Source organism: Alistipes provencensis, assembly GCF_900083545.1.
Lineage (GTDB): Bacteria > Bacteroidota > Bacteroidia > Bacteroidales > Rikenellaceae > Alistipes > Alistipes provencensis.
The window spans coordinates 2,520,569-2,539,468 of sequence record NZ_LT559262.1 but is presented as its reverse complement, the minus strand read 5'-3'; the positions used below and the strand labels follow the sequence as shown (position 1 = coordinate 2,539,468).

Sequence of the window (18,900 nt, the reverse complement as noted above, 5' to 3'; positions counted from 1 at the left end):
ACGACACTTTTTATGCCCATGCTGCTATTCGCACACAATATAAATCTGACGCTGCCGCTCGAGGACCCGATCCTGAAGTTCATGCTGATTCTGGTCATCATCCTCGCGGCTCCGCTGCTGCTGAACAAACTCAAAATCCCCTATCTGCTGGGGCTCATCATCGCGGGTGCGGTGATCGGTCCCCACGGCCTGAACCTCGTGCTGCGCGACAGCAGCATCATCCTCTCGGGAACGGCCGGCCTCCTCTACATCATGTTCCTCTCGGGGCTCGACATGGACATGTCCGACTTCAAGAAAAACAGTTGGCGAAGCCTCATCTTCGGACTCTACACCTTCTGCGTTCCATTGGGCCTCGGTATTCTGGCCGGGTATTACGTCATGGGATTCTCGATCTACTCCTCGATCCTGCTGGCCGGACTCTTCGCCTCGCAGACGCTCATCGCCTACCCCATCGTCAGCAAACTCGGCATCGCCCGCGACAAGGCCGTGACCATCGCCGTCGGCGGCACGGTCATCACCGACACGCTGGCCCTGCTGCTGCTCACCGTGATCGTCGGCATGGCCACGGGCAACGTCGACGAGATGTTCTGGTGGCGGCTCGGCGGCTCGGTCCTCCTCTGCATCGTCATCATCGTCTTTCTCTTTCCGCTGATCGCCCACTGGTTCTTCAAGCAGTGCAGCGACAACGTCTCGCAGTACATCTTCGTGCTGGTGATGGTCTTTCTGGGCGCCTACCTCGCCCAGCTGGCGGGACTGGAGCCGATCATCGGCGCATTCCTCTCGGGGCTGGCCCTCAACCGCCTGATCCCCCGCACCTCGCCGCTGATGAACCGCATCGAGTTCGTCGGCAACGCCATCTTCATCCCCTTCTTCCTGATCGGCGTGGGCATGCTCATCGACTACCGCGCCTTCTTCCGCGACTGGGAGAGCATCGAGGTGGCGGCCATCATGATCGTGCTGATTACGGCCGCGAAATTCATTGCGGCGTGGCTCACCCAAAAGACATTCCGCCTCTCGCGCGACCAGCGGACGGTGATCTTCGGCCTGAGTTCGGCCCATGTGGCCGCGACGCTGGCCGCCGTGATGGTCGGCTACAACGTCATTCTGGGCCACACGCCCGACGGCGAACCCATCCGCCTGCTGAACGAGAGCGTGCTCAACGGCACGATCCTGATGATTCTGGCCACCTGCACCATTTCGACCTTCGCCACGCAGCGCGGCGCACACAACATCGCCGTCCGCCACACGCACGACGCCGACGACAAAGCCCCCAAGCAGGAGGACCACATCCTGATCCCGGTGGCCGACGAGCGCACGGCCGACGAACTGGTCGGCCTGAGCGCGATGCTCAAACGCGCCAAGGAGCCCAACGGGCTCTACGCCCTGCACGCCGTCGACAATCAGGTCGAGGACCCCAACGTCGAAAAACGGGCCCAGAAGATTCTCGATGTGGCGGCCACGGCCGCCGCCGCGGGCGACATCTACCTGCAGGAGTTGTTGCGCTACGACGTGAACATCTCCAACGCCATCGTCAGCGTGGTCCGCGAACGCAACATCACCGACATCGTGATGGGCATGCACCACGGAGCGCCCGCCGTCCCGGGCATCCCGGCGATTCCGGGCATCCACGGCGGCACGGGCACGGGCATCGGCAAGATGGCCGCCGACGTGCTGGCGCGGAGCAACGTCACGACCTTCATCTACAACCCCGTGCAACCCCTGACGACCATCAAGCGCCACCTGATCGTGGTGCCCGAGAAGGCCGAGCAGGAGGCGGGATTCCAGATGTGGCTGCGCCGCATCCGCCATCTGGCCGAGAATTCAGGGATCAAAATCGTGGTCTTCGCCCCGGCGACGACGATGGAATACCTGCGTCCGAAAGGCCGCAAACGCACGGCAAATCTCGATTTCGTGCCGTTCGAACTGTGGGACGACCTGCCCTCGCTCGAACACGACCTGCGCGACGACGACTGCCTGTGGTTCGTGATGAGCCGCCGCGAAAGGGTCTCCTACCACCCCGCCATGAGCCGCATCCCCGCCATGCTCGAGCACCTTTTCGCCGCATACAGTTCCGTACTGCTCTACCCCGTGCAGGCCGGCGATACCGAAAGCCGGTATATCTGACGGAAATAAATTTGGCAGTGCGCCCGGTTTGCGCTATCTTTGGTGCCGTAACGGCACTTTTAGAAAGAGGACGAGCGTTTTGACCCATCCGTTTTTTCGTATCTTTGGCTTTGCCTTAGATAATACGCCTCGGAAAAAATGCAAGCGAACTTGCTTTTTTCTCTCGGCTTATTCGTATCTTTGCAGTAAAATAAAAAAGAAATATGAGCCTCGTAGCAATTGTGGGCCGTCCGAACGTCGGCAAAAGCACCCTCTTCAACCGTCTCGTGGGCGAACGGAAGGCGATCGTCGATGCGACGGCTGGAACCACCCGTGACCGCCACTACGGTAAAACGGACTGGAACGGCAAGGAATTCTCCGTGATCGACACGGGCGGATACACCGTCAACTCGGAGGACATCTTCGAGGACGAAATCCGCCGTCAGGTGCTGCTGGCCATCGACGAGGCCGATGTCATTCTGTTCCTCGTGGAGGTCAAGACCGGCATCACCGACCTCGACATGCTGATGGCCGACATCCTGCGCCGCACTTCGAAAAAGGTGATCCTCGTCTGCAACAAGGTCGACAACAACGACCAGATATACTCCTCGCACGAGTTCTACGCCCTCGGACTGGGCGATCCCTACTGCATCTCGTCGATGTCGGGCACCGGCACGGGCGACCTGATGGATGCCATCCTTGCCGCGCTCCCGGCCGAAGCCGCCGCCGAGGTGGACGACGACCTGCCCCACATCACCATCGTGGGCCGTCCCAACGTCGGGAAATCGTCGCTCACCAACGCCCTGCTGGGCGAGGAGCGCAACATCGTGACCTCAATCGCCGGAACCACGCGCGACTCGATCCACACGCGCTACAACAAGTTCGGGATGGATTTCTACCTCGTCGACACGGCCGGCATGCGCAAGAAGGGCAAGACGATGGAGGACCTCGAATTCTACTCGGTGATGCGCTCGATCCGGGCCATCGAAAATTCGGACGTCTGCATCCTGATGCTCGACGCCCAGCAGGGGCTCGAGTCGCAGGACCTGAACATCCACAACCTGATCGTCCGCAACCGCAAGGGATGCGTGATCGTGGTCAACAAATGGGACCTCATCGAAAAGGACAGCAACACGATGAAGGAGTGGACCGAGTTCCTCAAGAAGAAACTCGCGCCGTTCAACGACATTCCGATCATCTTCACCTCGGTGATGAACAAACAGCGCATCTTCGACGTGCTCCAGACCTCGATCCGCGTCTACCAGTCGCGCAAGCGGCGCATTTCGACCTCGGAACTCAACGACTACATGCTGCCGCTGATCGAGAACTACCCGCCCCCTGCGACAAAGGGCAAGTACATCAAGATCAAGTACGTCACCCAGTTGCCGACGCCGACGCCGCAGTTCGCGTTCTTCGTCAACCTGCCGCAGTACATCAAGGAGCCCTACCGCCGCTTCCTCGAGAACAACATGCGCGACAAGTGGGATTTTTCGGGAGTCCCGATGCAGATTTATTTCCGACAGAAATAAGCATCCAGACGGAATTGCACCCTAAAACGCCATGCAATCCCCGAAAAATCCAGTACCGACAATCCCCCTAAATCCCCCTTTGAAAAGGGGGACTTTTGTATACCGGGACACCCCATGCAGATTTATTTCCGACAGAAGTAAGCATCCAGACGGGATTGCCCCCTAAAACGCCATACAATCCCCGAAAAATCCAGTACCGACAATCCCCCTAAATCCCCCTTTGAAAAGGGGGACTTTTGTATACCGGGACCCCCGATGCAAATCTATTTCAGACAGAAATAAAGTCGATCCTCTTCCGCCACAAATCAGAATCCCCTCCGGAAAATCGGAGGGGATTTTTATTATGCATTTTTCCGCCGCGCAAGCAGCTTTCGGGCCGTGTCCGAGAGCAGCACCACTGCGCCGGCAAGAATGGCCGTATCCTTGATGACCAGCCGTCCCGCGCCCGACAGCAGCGGAAATCCGTACTCCCCGCTGCCCAAGTCGGGGACCCACACCTCGGGCGTGGTGACCAGAAACGAGAGGGTTCCGAGCGTCATCGCGATGGCCAGCAGTTCACCCACCAGCCCCACACGCGCAGAGAAAAATCCGAAGAAGGTCAGGATGCCGATCGACATGATCAGCAGGCCCAGTCCGTGCGAAAACCCGTAGGTGTTGTTCGCCACATGCCACGCGTGCTTGTCGGCGTTGAAACTGCCTTCGGGCATCTTGTACTGTTTGTATTCGGGCGCCTTCGTGTTGTAAAAGAAGCTCATGAAGGGGCTGTTGGCGACGAAGGGCACGATGCCCTCGGCCTCGTAGTTCCAGAATTTGAGTCCCCCGATCCAGACGAAGATCACCAGAATGGCGACCCGGAGCATACCGAGGCCGAGCCGCTGCGCATCGGCGGCGATTTTCAGAAAGCCGTAAAACAGGCCGGAAAGTTTTTGCATCATCGTTATTCGGTTTTAAAAGTTTCGATGATGCAAAGTTCCGCATTTCCGCCCGTCCGCACGATGGCAGGAGTGCCGGATGACTTGGCGATTATTCCCTTTGCAGGCGGGAACGGAACGAGGTGATGCTCTCGCCGTTCATCTTGGCGAAGAAACGGCTGAATGCCGCCGTATCCTCGTACCCCAGCAGATAGCCGACCTCCTTGGCGCTCTTACCGGTATAGAGCAGCAGCCGGCGCGCTTCGGCGTTGACGCGGTCGTGGATGACGCTCAGCGGCGACGCATGCCCGCAGGCGGCGAAAAGGTTGGAAAGGGTCTTGGGCGAACGGTGCAGCAGCTCGGCATAATCCTGCACCCGTTTGCGGGTGCGGAAATGCTCGTCGACAAGCACATGGAAACGCCGCACGGTGTCGAACAACTGTTCCTGCGGGCCGTCGACCCCGAAATGCTCACGCGCGGCGCGCGTGCAGACGATGATGAAGCGTTTGAGCTGCATGCGGAGCATCTCCTCGCGCAGTCCGTCGTTCACCTCGTATTCGGCGCACAATTCCTCGACGATACGTCCGAGGGCCTCCTGCCGCCGGGCGGAGAGCGCCAGCCGCAAGGGCTCGGAGGAGCCGTTGAACAGCAGGCCGTTGCACGAAACCTCGCCGTCGTGGCCGAAGATGCAGTAGAAATTGCTGTCGAACAACAGCGAAAGGCAGTCGCCGTCACAGCGGAGGTTGCCGATACGGTGCAGGGGTGTCAGCGAAACGATCTCCCCGGCGGCGAGCTGCATCGGGACATGGTCGACCTCCAGCGACAGGCTGCCCTGCCGCACCCAGAGGAATTTGTAAAGACCGCCCCAACGCATCAACTCCGCCTCGCGGAGGTCGCGGCACAGGACGAGGTTGCCTTGCAGTGGAGTGCTGAATGCAATGTTCATATTCCAAAGATAACACCCCGGACCCGAAATTCCGCACGATCGGCCGGAAAATTTCCGTCAGGAAGCCCGTTCCGTCCGGGCATGATTTTGGCAAACATAAGTTTCTATTATGGAGTCATCAATATTATTGATTTGCAAATCAAAGAATTCCGTCGTACTTTTATAACAGATTCGTCACACCAAAATAAACGACAATGGACAAAAAACAACTGACAGCCGAGAACGGCCGGCCGATCGCCGACAATCAGAACATTCAGACCGCAGGCGTCCGCGGCCCCGTGACGCTGCAGGATCCGTGGTTCCTCGAAAAACTCGCACACTTCGACCGCGAGGTCATTCCCGAACGCCGCATGCACGCCAAAGGCTCCGGCGCGTTCGGCACCTTCACGGTCACGAAGGACATCACCCAATATACGCGCGCCTCGATCTTCGCCCAAGTCGGCAAGAAGACCGAATGCTTCGTGCGTTTCTCGACCGTCGCCGGAGAGCGCGGCGCGGCCGATGCCGAGCGCGACATCCGCGGCTTCGCCATGAAGTTCTACACCGACGCGGGCAACTGGGACCTCGTGGGCAACAACACCCCGGTGTTCTTCCTGCGCGACCCGCTGAAGTTCCCCGATTTGAACCACGCCGTGAAGCGCGACCCGCGCACCAACCTGCGTTCGGCCAACAACAACTGGGATTTCTGGACCCTGCTGCCCGAGGCGCTGCATCAGGTGACCATCACGATGTCGCCGCGCGGAATTCCGGCCTCCTACCGCCACATGCACGGATTCGGAAGCCACACCTACAGTTTCTACAACAAGGACAACCGGCGCATCTGGGTGAAGTTCCACCTCACGACCCAGCAGGGTATCAAGAACCTGACGGACGCCGAGGCCGAGGCACTCGTGGGCAGGGACCGCGAATCGCACCAGAGGGACTTGTACGACGCCATCGAGCGCGGCGATTTCCCGCGCTGGACGATGTATGTGCAACTGATGACCGAGGAGGAGGCCCGCAACTACAAGCTCAATCCGTTCGACCTGACGAAAGTTTGGTACCACAAGGATTTCCCGCTGCACGAGGTGGGCGTTCTGGAGCTGAACCGCAATCCGGAAAACTATTATGCGGATGTCGAACAGTCGGCGTTCAACCCCATGAACATCGTCGAGGGCATCGGTTTCTCGCCCGACAAGATGCTGCAGGGCCGCCTGTTCTCCTACGGCGACGCACAGCGCTACCGTCTGGGCGTGAATCACACGGAGATCCCCGTGAACAAGCCCCGCTGTCCGTTCCACGCCTTCCACCGCGACGGGCAGATGCGCACCGACGGCAACTACGGCTCGGCCAAGGGTTACGAACCCAACAGCTACGGCGAGTGGCAGGACAACCCCGCCCTCAAGGAGCCGCCTCTGGCCGTGAACGGCGACGTGTTCAACTACGACGAGCGCGAGTTGGACGACGACTATTTCACCCAGCCCGGACTGCTGTGGCGCGTGATGTCGCCCGAAGACCGGCAGGTGACCTGCGAGAACACGGCGCGCGCCATGGGCGATGCCGAACTGTTCATCAAGCAGCGCCATGTGCGCCACTGCTACTATGCAGATCCGGCATACGGCAAAGGCGTGGCCGAGGCGCTCGGAATCTCGCTCGAAGAGGCCCTCACGGCCGAAGACCCCGCGCATCCCTCTTGGGACCCCCGCAACAAGAAATAGTAGACAGACAAAAATCCCCGGAACTTAGCCGTTCCGGGGATTTTTCGGTTTATGCCTGCGGAGTCGGTTCTCCGCCCTGCGGCTTGTCGCCGCGGCGACGGTTGCGGCCCCCGCGGTGACGGCGGCGGTCGCGCGGACCGCCGACGATCCCGGCTGTTGCGGCCCGAACGGTCGCTCCGGCCACCTCGCCCGCGGCCTCCGGCCCCGGAACGTCCCCCGCCCCGGCCGCCGCGTCCGAAACGGCCGCGGTTCTCGTCGGGAGCGTATTTCGGTCCCGCACCGACGCTTTCGGGCAGTTCGGCCTTGCGGATGTCGCGCTCGATGAACTTCTCGATCTGGTGGAACTTGCCCTGCTCCTCCTCGCTGACGAACGTCACGGCACTGCCCGTAGCCGCCGCGCGGGCAGTACGGCCGATGCGGTGGATGTAATCCTCGGGGTCATGCGGCACGTCGTAGTTGAGCACCAAGCCGATATCCTCGATGTCGATACCCCGGGCAACGATGTCCGTGGCGACAAGAATGCGAATCTTGTTATTGCGGAAATTGAGCATCACCTCCTCGCGCTCGCTCTGCTCCAGATCGGAGTGCATGGCCGCCACGTCGAGTTTCATCCGCTTGAGCGTGTGGGCCAGCTCCTTGACCTTGAGTTTCGACGACGAGAAGATGATCGTCTTCGAATCGGTCGGCTCGGCGAACAGCTCGCGGATGATGCCCAGTTTTTGATTTTCGTAACAGATATAGGCCGACTGGTCGATGGCCTCGTTGGGCTTCGAAATGGCGATGTTGACCTCCGCGGGGTTGCGCAGGATGGTCTTGGCCAGCTCGCGGATCTTCGGGGGCAGCGTGGCCGAGAACATGATCGTCTGCCGCTCCTTGGGCATATACGACACGATCTTCATGATGTCCTCCGAGAAACCCATGTCCAGCATGCGGTCGGCCTCGTCGAGGATCAGGTATTCGACATGCGAAAGGTCTACGCCGCTGTTCTGCAGGTGGGCGATCATGCGGCCCGGAGTGGCGATCACCACGTCGGAGCCGCTCAGCATGCCGTTCTTCTGGACGTCCCAGCCCTTGCCGTCGCCGCCGCCGTAAACAACGGTGGTGGATATGGGGGCATAGTAGGAGAAACCCTGAAACTGCTGGTCGATCTGCTGCGCCAGCTCGCGCGTCGGCACGATGATGAGCGATTTCACCACGTTGTCGGGATTGCCGTCCAGCAGCAGTTTGTTCAGCAGCGGCAGCGTATAGGCCGCCGTCTTTCCCGTGCCGGTCTGGGCGCAGCCGATGATGTCGCGGCCCTCCAGAATCACCGGGATCGTATGCTCCTGCACGGGAGTCATTTCGTGGAAATTCATATCCTCAAGACCGTCGAGGATTTCATCCTCCAAGTCGAGTTCGTCAAAACGCATAACTTGTCCTATTAAATTTTAACCTAAAATATCTCTTCTCCGAATAATGTCGCGGACGTACAGCCCGTGATGCGCACCTTTACATAGTCGCCGACCTTGTGGTCCCCGCGGTCGAACACCACCACCTTGTTCTGCGAGGTACGGCCCGAAAGCTGGTTCCGGTCGCGCTTCGACTCGCCCTCGACCAGCACCTCGAACTCACGGCCCACGTCGCGCAGGTTGCTCGCATGCCCCAATTCGTTCTGCAGGGCGATGATCTCCTGCAGCCGGCGCGACTTCACCTCGTCCGGCACGTCGTCCGGAAGATGCTTCTCAGCGAAAGTCCCGGGACGCTCCGAATATTTGAACATATAGGCGAATTCATACCCCACCTCACGCATCAGCGACAGGGTTTCGGCATGCTCCTCCTCGGTCTCGCCCGAAAAACCCGCGATCAGGTCGGTGGTGATCGCACAGTCGGGCAGGTAGCGGCGGATGGCGGCGATGCGATCGAGATACCATTCGCGGCTGTATTTACGATTCATGCGTTCGAGCATCGCCGTAGAGCCCGACTGGGCCGGGAGATGGATCGAACGGCAGATGTTGGGCATTGCGGCCATGACCTCCAGCAGGCGGTCGCTCATGTCCTTGGGATGCGACGTGGCGAAACGCACGCGCAGCAGCGGCGAAACCTCCGCCACACGACGGATCAGTTCGGGGAAACCGGTCTCCCCGGCACGGTAGGAGTTGACGTTCTGGCCCAGCAGCGTCACCTCGCGGTAGCCGTTTTCGAAGAGGCTCCGCACCTCGGCCAGAATGGTCTCCGCATCGCGGCTCCGCTCGCGGCCCCGCGTATAGGGGACCACGCAGTAGGAACAGAAATTGTTGCATCCGCGCATGATGGCCACGAAAGCGCTCACGCCGTTGCGGTCGAGGCGCACGGGAGCGATCTCGGCATAGGTCTCCTCGGTCGAGAGCAGGACGTTGACGCCCTTGCCGCCCGCCTCGGCCTCGCGGACCAGACGCGGGAGGTCGCGGTAAGCGTCAGGCCCGGCCACGACATCGACGCCGTGGGGTCCTTCGACCAGCTTCTCGCGCAGCCGTTCGGCCATACAGCCGATGACCCCCACGACGAGCCCCGGACGTTCGCGCCGGTAGCGCTTCATCTCGGCCAGCCGGCCCCAGATGCGCTGCTCGGCATTGTCCCGAATCGAGCAGGTATTGATCAGTATGACATCGGCCTCGCCGATCGTCTCCGTATAGACGTAACCCTCGCGCTGCATGAGCGACACGACGATCTCCGTGTCGCCGACGTTCATCTGGCAGCCGTAGGTCTCAACGAAAAGCCTGCGCCCGGCACCCTCGAGCGGGCGCAGCGTGTTGATGTTGAAATTCATTTATTCCGCGTGTATCTCGTTCTTCTCGGGGAACTGCTTGAAGCCCTCCCCGAAGGTTTCATAGGCGTCCGTCACCACGACGAAAGCCTTGGGATCGATCTCCTTGATCTTATGCTGCACCAAACGCACCTCCTTGCGGCTTACCACCAGAAAGATCATGTCGCGCAGCGAATCGGTGTACATGCCCTTCGACTTGATATAGGTGGCGCTGCGGTCGAGGTCATCGATGATGAAACGCTTCAACTCTTCGTGGTGGTCGCTGATGATGAACAGCAGCTTATCATACGAAGCTCCGTCGAGCAGGTAGGCGATCACCCGCGAGGAGATGTAGATCGTGATGAGCGAATAGAGCGTCAGCATCCAGCCGTTGGCGGCCGCCTCGCCCGTACCCAGTCCGAAGCCGATGACCGCCAATCCCGACAGCACGACGAACCCGTCGGCCAGCAGGATGCCCGTCGAGAACTTGATCCCGGCGAACTTCTGCAACAGCATACCCACGATGTCGGTGCCGCCCGTGGTGGCCTGCTGCCGCACGACAATGCCCTGCCCGACACCGATCACCACGGCGCCGATGACGCACGTCAGCAGCAGGTCGTTCGAAAGGTCGAGCCGTCCGCCCAGCAGCAGCGAAGGGTCCAGCGACTCGACCGCCTCGGAATCGGGGTAGACCAGCCGCGTCAGGATGTTCATGAAGCCCGGCGTATAGAGCGCCGCCAGCACCGTACGCGTCCCGAATCCGCCGCCGAAGACCAGCATGGCCGTCAGCATCAGCGGGATGTCGAACATATAACCGAACGTTCCGACCTGAATCGAGGGGAAGATGTTGTGCAGCACGATACCCATGCCGTAGACCCCGCCCGGGACGAACTTGTAGGGATTGACGAAAAGCACGAACCCCGCGCCCATGATCGAGCAGCCGAGGAAAATCAGAAACCACGAGCGCCACCACGCCCACGAGCCCATCGGTTCGAGCAAAGCCTTTGTGTTCATATACTATGTATTTAAGGTGCAAAGATACGAATAAGCGAGAGCAATGTCAAATTTATTTGAACATTGCCGAGCGGAAGTATCTTCGGCGAAGCCAAAGATACTAAATTCTCCGGAAATGCAGACGCCGGGGCAGGAATTTTCCGGTCCCCGGGCCATATCTGAATTTTTTTATTATATTTGCATTAACAATCAATTTGCGAACGACGATGATTCTGACTATTTATACGGCTACCACCATGATTATCATCGCCTATCTGCTGGGCTCGATTCCGAGCGCCGTGTGGATCGGCAAGAAATACTACGGGATCGACATCCGCGAACACGGTTCGAAGAACGCCGGGACGACCAACATGCTCCGCGTGCTGGGCCGCCGGGCCGCCCTGCCGGTCTTCGCACTCGACTTCCTCAAAGGGTTCGTGGCCGTGACCATCATCGAACTGATGCAGTACGACGACCTGATCGGGCAGAACGACCTCATCAACCTCAAGATCGTAGCCGTCTTCGCCGCCGTACTGGGCCACATCTTCCCGATATTCGCCGGATTCCGCGGCGGCAAGGGCGTGGCGACGCTCGTCGGAGCCGTAACGGGCATCTATCCGCCCGTGGCGCTGCTCTGCTTCGGCGTCTGGTTCGTGATGCTGATGATTTCGCACTATGTGTCGCTCTCGTCGATGGTCGCCGGATGCTGCTTCCCGGCCTTCACGCTCATCTCGCCCAAGGTCAACGGATCGGTCGCTTTCGTGGTCTTCTCGTTCGTGATCGCCATCCTGCTGATCTACACCCACCGCAAGAACATCGAGCGTCTGAAAGCCGGCACCGAATCGAAAATATACATCTGGAAACCCCGGCGCACGATGTCCGGCGAAAAGCCGAAAGAGGAAAATAAGGAACCCGACCAGAAATAGTTCCGCCGCCCTTTCGGGCGAAATTATCGGTAAAAAAGGATAATTTTTACAGCGACATGCGGCAAGAACGTTTTTTTGCGTTATATTTGCGCCGCGATTGGCACTCAATGCAAGTGATATGTTACAGGAGAACCTGCTGAAAATATACGAAACGAGCTTTCGGGAAAACCGTGAAATGCCGGCCCTCACCGACTATTTCAAGGACGAGACCTTTTCGTATTATGAAATGGCCAAGGAGATTGCCAAGCTGCACCTGCTCTTCAAGAAAGCCGGCATCAAGCAGGGCGACAAGATCGCGCTGATCGGCCGCAACAATCCCCGCTGGTGCATCACCTACATAGGAACCATCACCTACGGCGCCGTGATCGTGCCGATCCTGCAGGATTTCACCCCCGCCGACATCATCCACATCATCAACCACTCGGAAAGCCGCCTGCTGTTTCTGGGCGACAATTTCTGGGACGTGATCGAGGAGGACCAGATCAAACGAATCGAAGCCGTCTTTTCGCTCACGGATTTCCATGTGATATACGAGCGCGACGGCAAGTCGCTCTCCAAGTTCCAGCGCGACATCGTGAAGAACTACCGCGCAAAATACCCGCGCGGATTCAGCATCAACGACATCAAATACCCCGAAATTCCCAACGATCAGGTCGTCCTGCTCAACTACACCTCCGGAACGACGGGATACTCCAAGGGCGTGATGCTCACGGTGAACAACCTCACGGGCAACGTGGTGTTCGCCATGACGATGGTCAACACCCAGACCGGGCAGCGCTATTTCCAGAAAGGCGGACGCACGCTGTCGTTCCTGCCGCTGGCACACGCCTACGGCTGCGCCTTCGATTTTCTGGCGCCGCTGGCCGTCGGCGGGCACATCACCCTGCTGGGCAAGATCCCGGCGGCGAAGATCCTGCTCGAAGCCATGGCCGTCGTGAAACCCACGATCATCTGCTGCGTGCCGATGATCCTCGAGAAGGTCTACCGCAAGCAGGTGCTCCCGATGCTGGAGAAGGGCCCGATGTCGATCGCCATGAAGATTCCGCTGCTCAACTCGGCCATCTACTCGGTGATCCGCAAGAAACTGATGGACGCTTTCGGCGGCAACGTCGGAATTTTCATCGTCGGAGGCGCCCCCATGAATCAGGAGACCGAATCGTTCCTGATGAAGATCAAGTTCCCGATCACCATCGGCTACGGCATGACCGAGTGCGCCCCGCTCATCAGCTTCACCCCCGACAACGAATTCAAGGCGGGTTCGTGCGGCCGTTATCTGAAAGGGCTGCTCGAAGTGAAGATCGACTCGGCGGACCCCGAACACGAGGCCGGCGAGATCCTCGTCCGCGGCGAACATGTGATGAAGGGGTATTACAAGAACGACAAGGACACCAAAAAAGTTCTCGACGAGGAGGGATGGCTCCACACGGGCGACATGGCCACGATGGACCCCGACGGCACGCTTTACATCCGCGGCCGTTCGAAGACCATGATCCTCTCGGGCAACGGACAGAATATCTACCCCGAGGAGATCGAGGACAAGTTAAACAACATGTACCTCGTACTCGAATCGCTGATCCTCGAAGGCGACAACGGCCGTCTCAAGGCGCTGGTGGTCCCCGATTACGAGCAGGCCGAAAACGAAGGCGTGGACAAACTGGAACTGCCGCAGATCATGCAGAACAACCTGCAGGAGCTCAACGCGCAACTGGCCGCCTACGAACGGGTCGCGGAGATCACGATCTACCCCACGGAATTCGAAAAGACCCCCAAACGGAGTATCAAACGCTACTTATATGCACCATCGCTATTGAACAAATAAACGACCCAGGCAGGTAACCACTTGGATTCTCTATCCCAAATTCTTCATAGTCACTTGAATCCATTTCTAACAAATGAGGCGTCACTAATTAGTTCGGTTACCTGCTTTTTTTACTCCCCGGTTCAGCAAGAGCCGGGGATTTTTTGTGCCGCAACGCGGTACTTTTATTTGCCGGAAAACTTTGCCTGACCGTATGCAATTCGGTTTTGGAACCGTTCGGCTTTTTTTATTATCTTTGAAGCATGAAAATCCAGAAAAAGCAAGCCATCGGCGAAAACCTGCTCTATGTGATGGTCTGGGCGGCCATCATTCTGGTGCCCGTGCTCAACTCCCAGATGATGTCGGAGATGCACGTCAATCTGGAGAACGTGCTGATCGCTTGGCGGCAGATCGCCCCCTATCTGATCATCTTCCTCATCCACAACGCCATCATCGCGCCGCGCTACATGCTCCGGCGCAAGTACGGAAAATACCTCGTGAGCAACCTCGCACTGATTATCAGCGTCTTCTGGCTGGTGCAGGTCTACGAGGACCACTTATCGGACCACCTCCTCAAGCAGGCCGATCCCGAAGCGCTCGACGCCTACCGCAAGGCATCGTTCTCCAATCTGGAAATGTACTGGAGCGTGGTGCTGGGTTTCTTCATGACCGGCGCCAACACGGGTATCAAACTCATCTACCAGTCGATGCGCGACGAACAGCAGATGGAGGTGCTCAAGCGCCAGAACCTGCAGGCCGAGATGGACTACCTCAAGTACCAGATCAACCCGCACTTCTTCATGAACACGCTCAACAACATCCACGCGCTGATCGACATCGACACCGAATCGGCCAAGAACGCCGTGATCGAGCTCTCGAAGATGATGCGCTATGTGCTCTACGACTCGGGCCGCGAGATCATCTCGCTCAACCGCGACATCCAGTTCCTGAAGAACTACATCGAACTGATGCGCATCCGCTACACCGACGACGTGGACATCCGCGTGGAGTATCCCCGCGACCTGCCCGAGCAGGTGTCGATCCCCCCGCTGCTGCTGATCGTATTCGTCGAGAACGCCTTCAAGCACGGCATCAGCTACAACCGTCCGTCGTTCATCCACCTGCGGATCGACTATGCCGACAAGACGGTCTCCGCCACGCTCGTTAACAGCCGCCACCCGGCGGCCCCCTCCAAGGAGGCCGGCATCGGACTGGACAACGTCCGCAAACGCCTTGCCCTGATCTACGGCGAAAAGAACTACACGCTCGACATCCGCGAGGAGGAGCGAACCTATACCGTAAAACTTGTAATACCGACGCTCAATGCTTAAATGTATCGCCATCGATGACGAGCCGCTGGCTCTGCGTCAACTGACAAGCTACATCTCGAAGATTCCCTATCTGGAACTCGCGGCAACGTTCAACAACGCCCTCGACGCGCAGCAGATGCTGACCGGGCAGCGTGTGGACCTGATCTTCGTGGACATCAACATGCCCGACCTGAGCGGTGTGGATTTCGTCCGCGGGCTGATCGAACGCCCGATGATCATCTTCACGACGGCCTATTCGGAATATGCCGTCGAGGGATTCAAGCTCGATGCCGTGGACTACCTGCTCAAACCCTTCGGATTCGCCGATTTCAGCCGCTCGGCCGCCAAAGCCAACTCGCTCTACGAGCTGCGCCACAACCAGCGCACGCCTCAGGAGGGCGAATCGGAGGCGCTGCCCAAGGACAAGGAGTATATCTCCGTAAAGGCCGACTACAAGGTTTCGCTGGTGAAGATCTGCGACATCGTCTACCTCGAAAGCGAGGGCGAATATGTGCGCATGCACCTCACCGACGGCACGACCATCACCACGCTGTTCCGGCTCAAGAACATGGAGACGGCGCTTCCGTCGGAGCTGTTCATGCGCGTGCACCGGTCGTACATCGTCAACCTGCGCATGATAAAAGCCTACGTCAAGGGGCGCATCTTCCTGAGCGACACGGAGTATGTACCGATCGGCGAGAATTACAAGGAGGTTTTTCAGGCGTATATCGACAAGAATTTCAAGAACCTCTAAGCAGGTTCCGGCTTACGGGCGGGACGACGCTGCGGAGAGGTCCGGGAATCCGTCGAGCTGGATGTACTCCCCGTCGCGGCATTCGCAGCAGTAATGCCTCAGGCCGTTGGTCAGGATGAGATAACGGGCGTTGAGCACCGAATTGTAACGCACGGCCTGTGCGAGCGTCCGGCTGTTGATCGGAATGCCCGGGGCCTTGCATTCGGCCAGCAGCAGCGGCTCGGCACGGTCGCCCACGACCACCACATCGGCCCGCTGGGGCTGCCCGTTGAGCGCCACGGCATACTCCTGAACGACACGCTTGGGCTGAACCCCGCAGTGTCCCGTCAGGTAGGCGATGAGGTGCTGCCGCACCCACTCCTCGGGCGTCAGCACGAGGTAGATGCCCCGCAGGGCGTCCCAGACCTCCACACCGTCGCCCCGGCGGCGGGCACGCAGCCGGATGGCCGGAAAATTGAGTTTAGGCAGTTCGGACATCGCAGTTTTGAAAAATTTCTGTACCTTTACGGAGGACAAATATACGAACTTATGCGGACTATCCTTTCGACCATAGCGCTTTTTTCCCTCTGCGGGCTCTTCGCTCAGGAGTATGTGCCTACGCACGGACGCGAACTGCCGCGCGGCGGACTGCTCGCCTACCCTTCGGCCGAAGCGGCCACGGCGGCCGACGGCGGCGACAACCGTTATTTCACGCGGCTGACGGAGTGGAACCTGCAGGGCAACGTCTTTTCGACCGATTTCACCGTGCCTTTCGCATGGGCCAACCGTCAGGTCCTGTTCCACTTGGGATGGGCCTCGGGCGACTATGAGGTGCGCGTGAACGGCAATCCGGCGGCCTACAACGCCGACGGCAACACTCCGGCGGAGTTCAACCTCACAAAATTAACGAAAGAGGGACAGAACACGCTTGAGATTATCGTTGCACAGCCCTCCCCCACGGCTCCGCTCGAGAGTTGGAAGGAAGCTCCCCGGCCCGCCATCGGAGGGGCTTGGGTGATGAGCCAGCCGACGCTGTACATCCGCGACGTCGTCACCCGGACCCGGCTTGCCGAGGACGGCAGCGCCACGGCCGAAGTGGCCATCGTGCTGAAAAGCAATGCTCTCAATCCGCGCACGTCGCGCATCCATTACGAACTGCTCACCCCGACGGGCGAAAGCGCCGCTGCCGGCCACAAGGATTTCACCCTCGACATGCGGCGCGAAGATACGCTGCGTTTCCTGACCCGCATCCCCACGAACATGCTGTGGAGCGCCGAACTGCCCACGCAGTACACACTGCGGCTCAAGACCCAGCACGAAGGCCGTTATGTCGAATATCTGGAGTTCCGCCCCGGGTTCCGCTCGGTGGAGATAACCGACGGCCGGATGTCGGTGAACGGACAGCCCGTGACGCTGCGCGTGCGCGAAGTGCCCGCCACGATCACCGAGAACGAGATCGCCGCGCTCCGTGAACAAGGGTATAACACGCTCAAACTGCTGCCGGGGCCCGTACCCGAGTCGCTGTTGGATTTCTGCGATATGCAGGGAGTCTATGTAATCGCGCAGGCACCGATCGACACCCGCCGCAGCGGGGATTCACGCCGTCGGGGCGGCAATCCGTCCAATGCCCCGGAATGGCTCGGGGCCTATCTCGAACGCACGGAGAACAGTTACCATACGACCAAACGCCACCCCTCGGTGGTAGCTTTCTCGCTGGCCGTGAAGTCGGCGAACGGCATCAACCTCTACGAAAGCTATTTGAATATGAAGCGTTTCGACGATACGCGCCCCTTCATCTACCCCGATGCGGGCGGCGAGTGGAACAGTGACAAACTGGCGTTGGAATAACCCCCGACGCCGAAAAAACGGAATTTTGATGAAATTTTTCCGAAAAAATCTTTGGAGATAAAAAAAATATAGCTACCTTTGCACTCGCAATCGGATAACGATTGATGCCTCTTTAGCTCAGTTGGTAGAGCACGACACTCTTAATGTTGGGGTCCAGGGTTCGAGCCCCTGAGGGGGTACAAAGCAAAAGACTGATAATCAATGATTATCGGTCTTTTTGTTTTTAGTACGTTGCCTCCGTTATTAGCAATTCGAGGGTGGAAAAGGGACATTTAAGGGGAAATGTTATACACTTTGTTATACACAAAATCGGTTGGTTAAACTTGTTTGCGCAACAATGCAAACAAATGAATATCAGCATTAACACCGTCTTTCGCAAAGACAGACTGAACAGCCAAAACGCCGCGCCCGTCCATCTGCGTTTAACACAAACTCGGAAAAACAAATTCATCAGTACAGGCGTAACACTAAACATTGACGATTGGGACTTTGAAAATCAACGCATTAAGGGAAACAACCCCGAAATGCAAGAATTACAATACCGAATCGACACCAAACTAAACGAGTATCGACGCAAAATCAAACGCCTTGAAGCATTGGAGGTAGAGGTTACGCTCGACAATCTTTTGGAAACCAACGGGCGGAAAATAAACTGCACGGTCGGCGAATATCTGAAACAGACTATCGAACGGTTGGAAATACTCGGCAAATACGGCTCGGCATCCAAACACCGCTCGTTGTTATCCCGCCTTTCGCAATTTCGGTCGCTGAATACCCGATTTGACGAAATAGACCTTGCATATCTTCACGACTTTGAACTGTTCCTGCGCAAAGAGGGCAACACAAACAACAGCATAGCCACCAAATATGCAATCTTTAAGGCCGCACTCGCCGAGGGATTATTCGTGCCAAAAACCACCCCATTCACCAAATACATGGCTACCCTGCGTTACTGCGATATTGTGGACGGCAGGATTTACGACTCCCGCCACAAGACACAGAAATTGCTGTCCTTTCAACTCGTACCGAACGCCATGCGGATTATCGAGAAATACAGCAAGGCAAAACAATCGAGTGCAACCTTGTCGTGCTGAAAGTAAAGCACACGATCACCCGCAGACCGAAGTAGCAAGCACTCGAACGAATAGCCGCCCAGCAACTTCAGACCGGCTTTTTCGTTATATATTGGCTTGTTTAGAACATAAATTTAGATATTTTTACATTGTGACTGGAGGTAGAAACGTGAGATTGGAATGGTTCAAACCGAACGGCAGTACGCCCTCCGAAGCCCCTTTAATGAATAGCGGCGGACACCCGGAGTCCCCTCCCCTGCTGACGGCCGCAT

The 18,900-nt window shown here is 58.2% G+C and carries 15 protein-coding genes and 1 tRNA gene; 10 read left to right on the top strand and 6 right to left on the bottom strand.

Annotated features, from left to right (window positions below; all coding sequences use genetic code 11):
* Nucleotides 1-18: 18 nt before the first annotated feature.
* Nucleotides 19-2,124, top strand: coding sequence for a cation:proton antiporter (locus tag BN5935_RS09805; protein ID WP_082944205.1), 2,106 nt, complete (start codon nt 19-21; stop codon nt 2,122-2,124).
* A gap of 203 nt (nt 2,125-2,327) precedes the next feature.
* Nucleotides 2,328-3,632, top strand: coding sequence for a ribosome biogenesis GTPase Der (der, locus tag BN5935_RS09800; RefSeq protein WP_064975951.1), 1,305 nt, complete (start codon nt 2,328-2,330; stop codon nt 3,630-3,632).
* A gap of 341 nt (nt 3,633-3,973) precedes the next feature.
* Here the strand turns inward: der and BN5935_RS09795 are convergent, their stop codons facing one another.
* Together BN5935_RS09795 and BN5935_RS09790 are read right to left on the bottom strand one after the other, a co-directional pair.
* Nucleotides 3,974-4,567 carry a DUF417 family protein gene (locus BN5935_RS09795; RefSeq protein ID WP_064975950.1) on the bottom strand — a complete coding sequence of 198 codons (594 nt, stop codon included), beginning with the start codon at nt 4,565-4,567 and terminating at the stop codon, nt 3,974-3,976.
* An 88-nt stretch (nt 4,568-4,655) separates the two neighbouring features.
* On the bottom strand, nt 4,656-5,489 hold the full coding sequence (locus tag BN5935_RS09790; RefSeq protein ID WP_064975949.1) for a helix-turn-helix domain-containing protein: 834 nt from the start codon (nt 5,487-5,489) through the stop codon (nt 4,656-4,658).
* A 194-nt stretch (nt 5,490-5,683) separates the two neighbouring features.
* Here BN5935_RS09790 and BN5935_RS09785 point away from each other — a divergent pair, with 194 nt between their 5' ends.
* The gene (locus BN5935_RS09785) at nt 5,684-7,186 is read left to right on the top strand and encodes a catalase (protein WP_064975948.1); all 1,503 of its coding nucleotides are present in this window, start codon (nt 5,684-5,686) and stop codon (nt 7,184-7,186) included.
* Here BN5935_RS09785 and BN5935_RS09780 read toward each other — a convergent pair.
* Genes BN5935_RS09780 through BN5935_RS09770 form a run of 3 tightly spaced genes read right to left on the bottom strand, consistent with a single transcriptional unit; the run spans nt 7,069 to nt 10,961 of the window.
* The gene (locus BN5935_RS09780) at nt 7,069-8,595 is read right to left on the bottom strand and encodes a DEAD/DEAH box helicase (protein WP_394330948.1); all 1,527 of its coding nucleotides are present in this window, start codon (nt 8,593-8,595) and stop codon (nt 7,069-7,071) included. The two genes, BN5935_RS09785 and BN5935_RS09780, sit on opposite strands and share 118 nt — an antisense overlap.
* A gap of 23 nt (nt 8,596-8,618) precedes the next feature.
* Nucleotides 8,619-9,971, bottom strand: coding sequence for a tRNA (N6-isopentenyl adenosine(37)-C2)-methylthiotransferase MiaB (miaB, locus tag BN5935_RS09775; protein ID WP_064975947.1), 1,353 nt, complete (start codon nt 9,969-9,971; stop codon nt 8,619-8,621).
* A complete protein-coding gene (locus tag BN5935_RS09770; protein WP_064975946.1) occupies nt 9,972-10,961 on the bottom strand; it encodes a YitT family protein in 990 nt (329 codons plus the stop codon). It lies immediately after the preceding gene.
* Between the two features lie 206 nt (nt 10,962-11,167).
* On the opposite strand from BN5935_RS09770, the gene plsY reads away from it, so the two are divergent.
* The 4 genes from plsY (at nt 11,168) to BN5935_RS09750 (ending at nt 15,728) form a co-directional block, all read left to right on the top strand.
* Complete coding sequence (gene plsY / locus BN5935_RS09765) at nt 11,168-11,866, top strand: glycerol-3-phosphate 1-O-acyltransferase PlsY (protein WP_064975945.1); 699 nt, start codon at nt 11,168-11,170, stop codon at nt 11,864-11,866.
* A gap of 118 nt (nt 11,867-11,984) precedes the next feature.
* Nucleotides 11,985-13,685, top strand: coding sequence for an AMP-binding protein (locus BN5935_RS09760; protein ID WP_064975944.1), 1,701 nt, complete (start codon nt 11,985-11,987; stop codon nt 13,683-13,685).
* A 242-nt stretch (nt 13,686-13,927) separates the two neighbouring features.
* Complete coding sequence (locus BN5935_RS09755; RefSeq protein WP_064975943.1) at nt 13,928-14,995, top strand: sensor histidine kinase; 1,068 nt, start codon at nt 13,928-13,930, stop codon at nt 14,993-14,995.
* Nucleotides 14,988-15,728: a LytR/AlgR family response regulator transcription factor gene (locus tag BN5935_RS09750; protein ID WP_064975942.1), complete on the top strand. Its 741-nt coding sequence runs from the start codon at nt 14,988-14,990 to the stop codon at nt 15,726-15,728. The genes BN5935_RS09755 and BN5935_RS09750 overlap by 8 nt, the downstream gene beginning before the upstream one ends.
* Before the next feature lie 12 nt (nt 15,729-15,740).
* Here BN5935_RS09750 and BN5935_RS09745 read toward each other — a convergent pair whose 3' ends face one another.
* Entirely contained in the window at nt 15,741-16,205 is a 465-nt protein-coding gene (locus BN5935_RS09745; protein ID WP_064975941.1) for a type I restriction enzyme HsdR N-terminal domain-containing protein, read from the bottom strand.
* A gap of 51 nt (nt 16,206-16,256) precedes the next feature.
* Here BN5935_RS09745 and BN5935_RS09740 point away from each other — a divergent pair, with 51 nt between their 5' ends.
* The 3 genes from BN5935_RS09740 (at nt 16,257) to BN5935_RS09730 (ending at nt 18,649) form a co-directional block, all read left to right on the top strand.
* Entirely contained in the window at nt 16,257-17,555 is a 1,299-nt protein-coding gene (locus BN5935_RS09740; RefSeq protein WP_064975940.1) for a glycoside hydrolase family 2 TIM barrel-domain containing protein, read from the top strand.
* Between the two features lie 106 nt (nt 17,556-17,661).
* Nucleotides 17,662-17,734, top strand: a tRNA-Lys gene (locus BN5935_RS09735).
* Nucleotides 17,735-17,902: 168 nt separating this feature from the next.
* The gene (locus BN5935_RS09730) at nt 17,903-18,649 is read left to right on the top strand and encodes a phage integrase SAM-like domain and Arm DNA-binding domain-containing protein (RefSeq protein WP_235821071.1); all 747 of its coding nucleotides are present in this window, start codon (nt 17,903-17,905) and stop codon (nt 18,647-18,649) included.
* The last annotated feature ends 251 nt before the right edge of the window (nt 18,650-18,900 follow it).

Coding starts and splice junctions, on each gene's coding strand:
- BN5935_RS09745 (WP_064975941.1), bottom strand. CDS start 16,205: ATGTCCGAACTGCCTAAACTCAATTTTCCGGCCATCCGGCTGCGTGCC.
- miaB (WP_064975947.1), bottom strand. CDS start 9,971: ATGAATTTCAACATCAACACGCTGCGCCCGCTCGAGGGTGCCGGGCGC.
- BN5935_RS09740 (WP_064975940.1), top strand. CDS start 16,257: ATGCGGACTATCCTTTCGACCATAGCGCTTTTTTCCCTCTGCGGGCTC.
- BN5935_RS09750 (WP_064975942.1), top strand. CDS start 14,988: ATGCTTAAATGTATCGCCATCGATGACGAGCCGCTGGCTCTGCGTCAA.
- plsY (WP_064975945.1), top strand. CDS start 11,168: ATGATTCTGACTATTTATACGGCTACCACCATGATTATCATCGCCTAT.
- der (WP_064975951.1), top strand. CDS start 2,328: ATGAGCCTCGTAGCAATTGTGGGCCGTCCGAACGTCGGCAAAAGCACC.
- BN5935_RS09795 (WP_064975950.1), bottom strand. CDS start 4,567: ATGATGCAAAAACTTTCCGGCCTGTTTTACGGCTTTCTGAAAATCGCC.
- BN5935_RS09760 (WP_064975944.1), top strand. CDS start 11,985: ATGTTACAGGAGAACCTGCTGAAAATATACGAAACGAGCTTTCGGGAA.
- BN5935_RS09755 (WP_064975943.1), top strand. CDS start 13,928: ATGAAAATCCAGAAAAAGCAAGCCATCGGCGAAAACCTGCTCTATGTG.
- BN5935_RS09770 (WP_064975946.1), bottom strand. CDS start 10,961: ATGAACACAAAGGCTTTGCTCGAACCGATGGGCTCGTGGGCGTGGTGG.
- BN5935_RS09785 (WP_064975948.1), top strand. CDS start 5,684: ATGGACAAAAAACAACTGACAGCCGAGAACGGCCGGCCGATCGCCGAC.
- BN5935_RS09780 (WP_394330948.1), bottom strand. CDS start 8,595: ATGCGTTTTGACGAACTCGACTTGGAGGATGAAATCCTCGACGGTCTT.
- BN5935_RS09790 (WP_064975949.1), bottom strand. CDS start 5,489: ATGAACATTGCATTCAGCACTCCACTGCAAGGCAACCTCGTCCTGTGC.
- BN5935_RS09805 (WP_082944205.1), top strand. CDS start 19: ATGCTGCTATTCGCACACAATATAAATCTGACGCTGCCGCTCGAGGAC.
- BN5935_RS09730 (WP_235821071.1), top strand. CDS start 17,903: ATGAATATCAGCATTAACACCGTCTTTCGCAAAGACAGACTGAACAGC.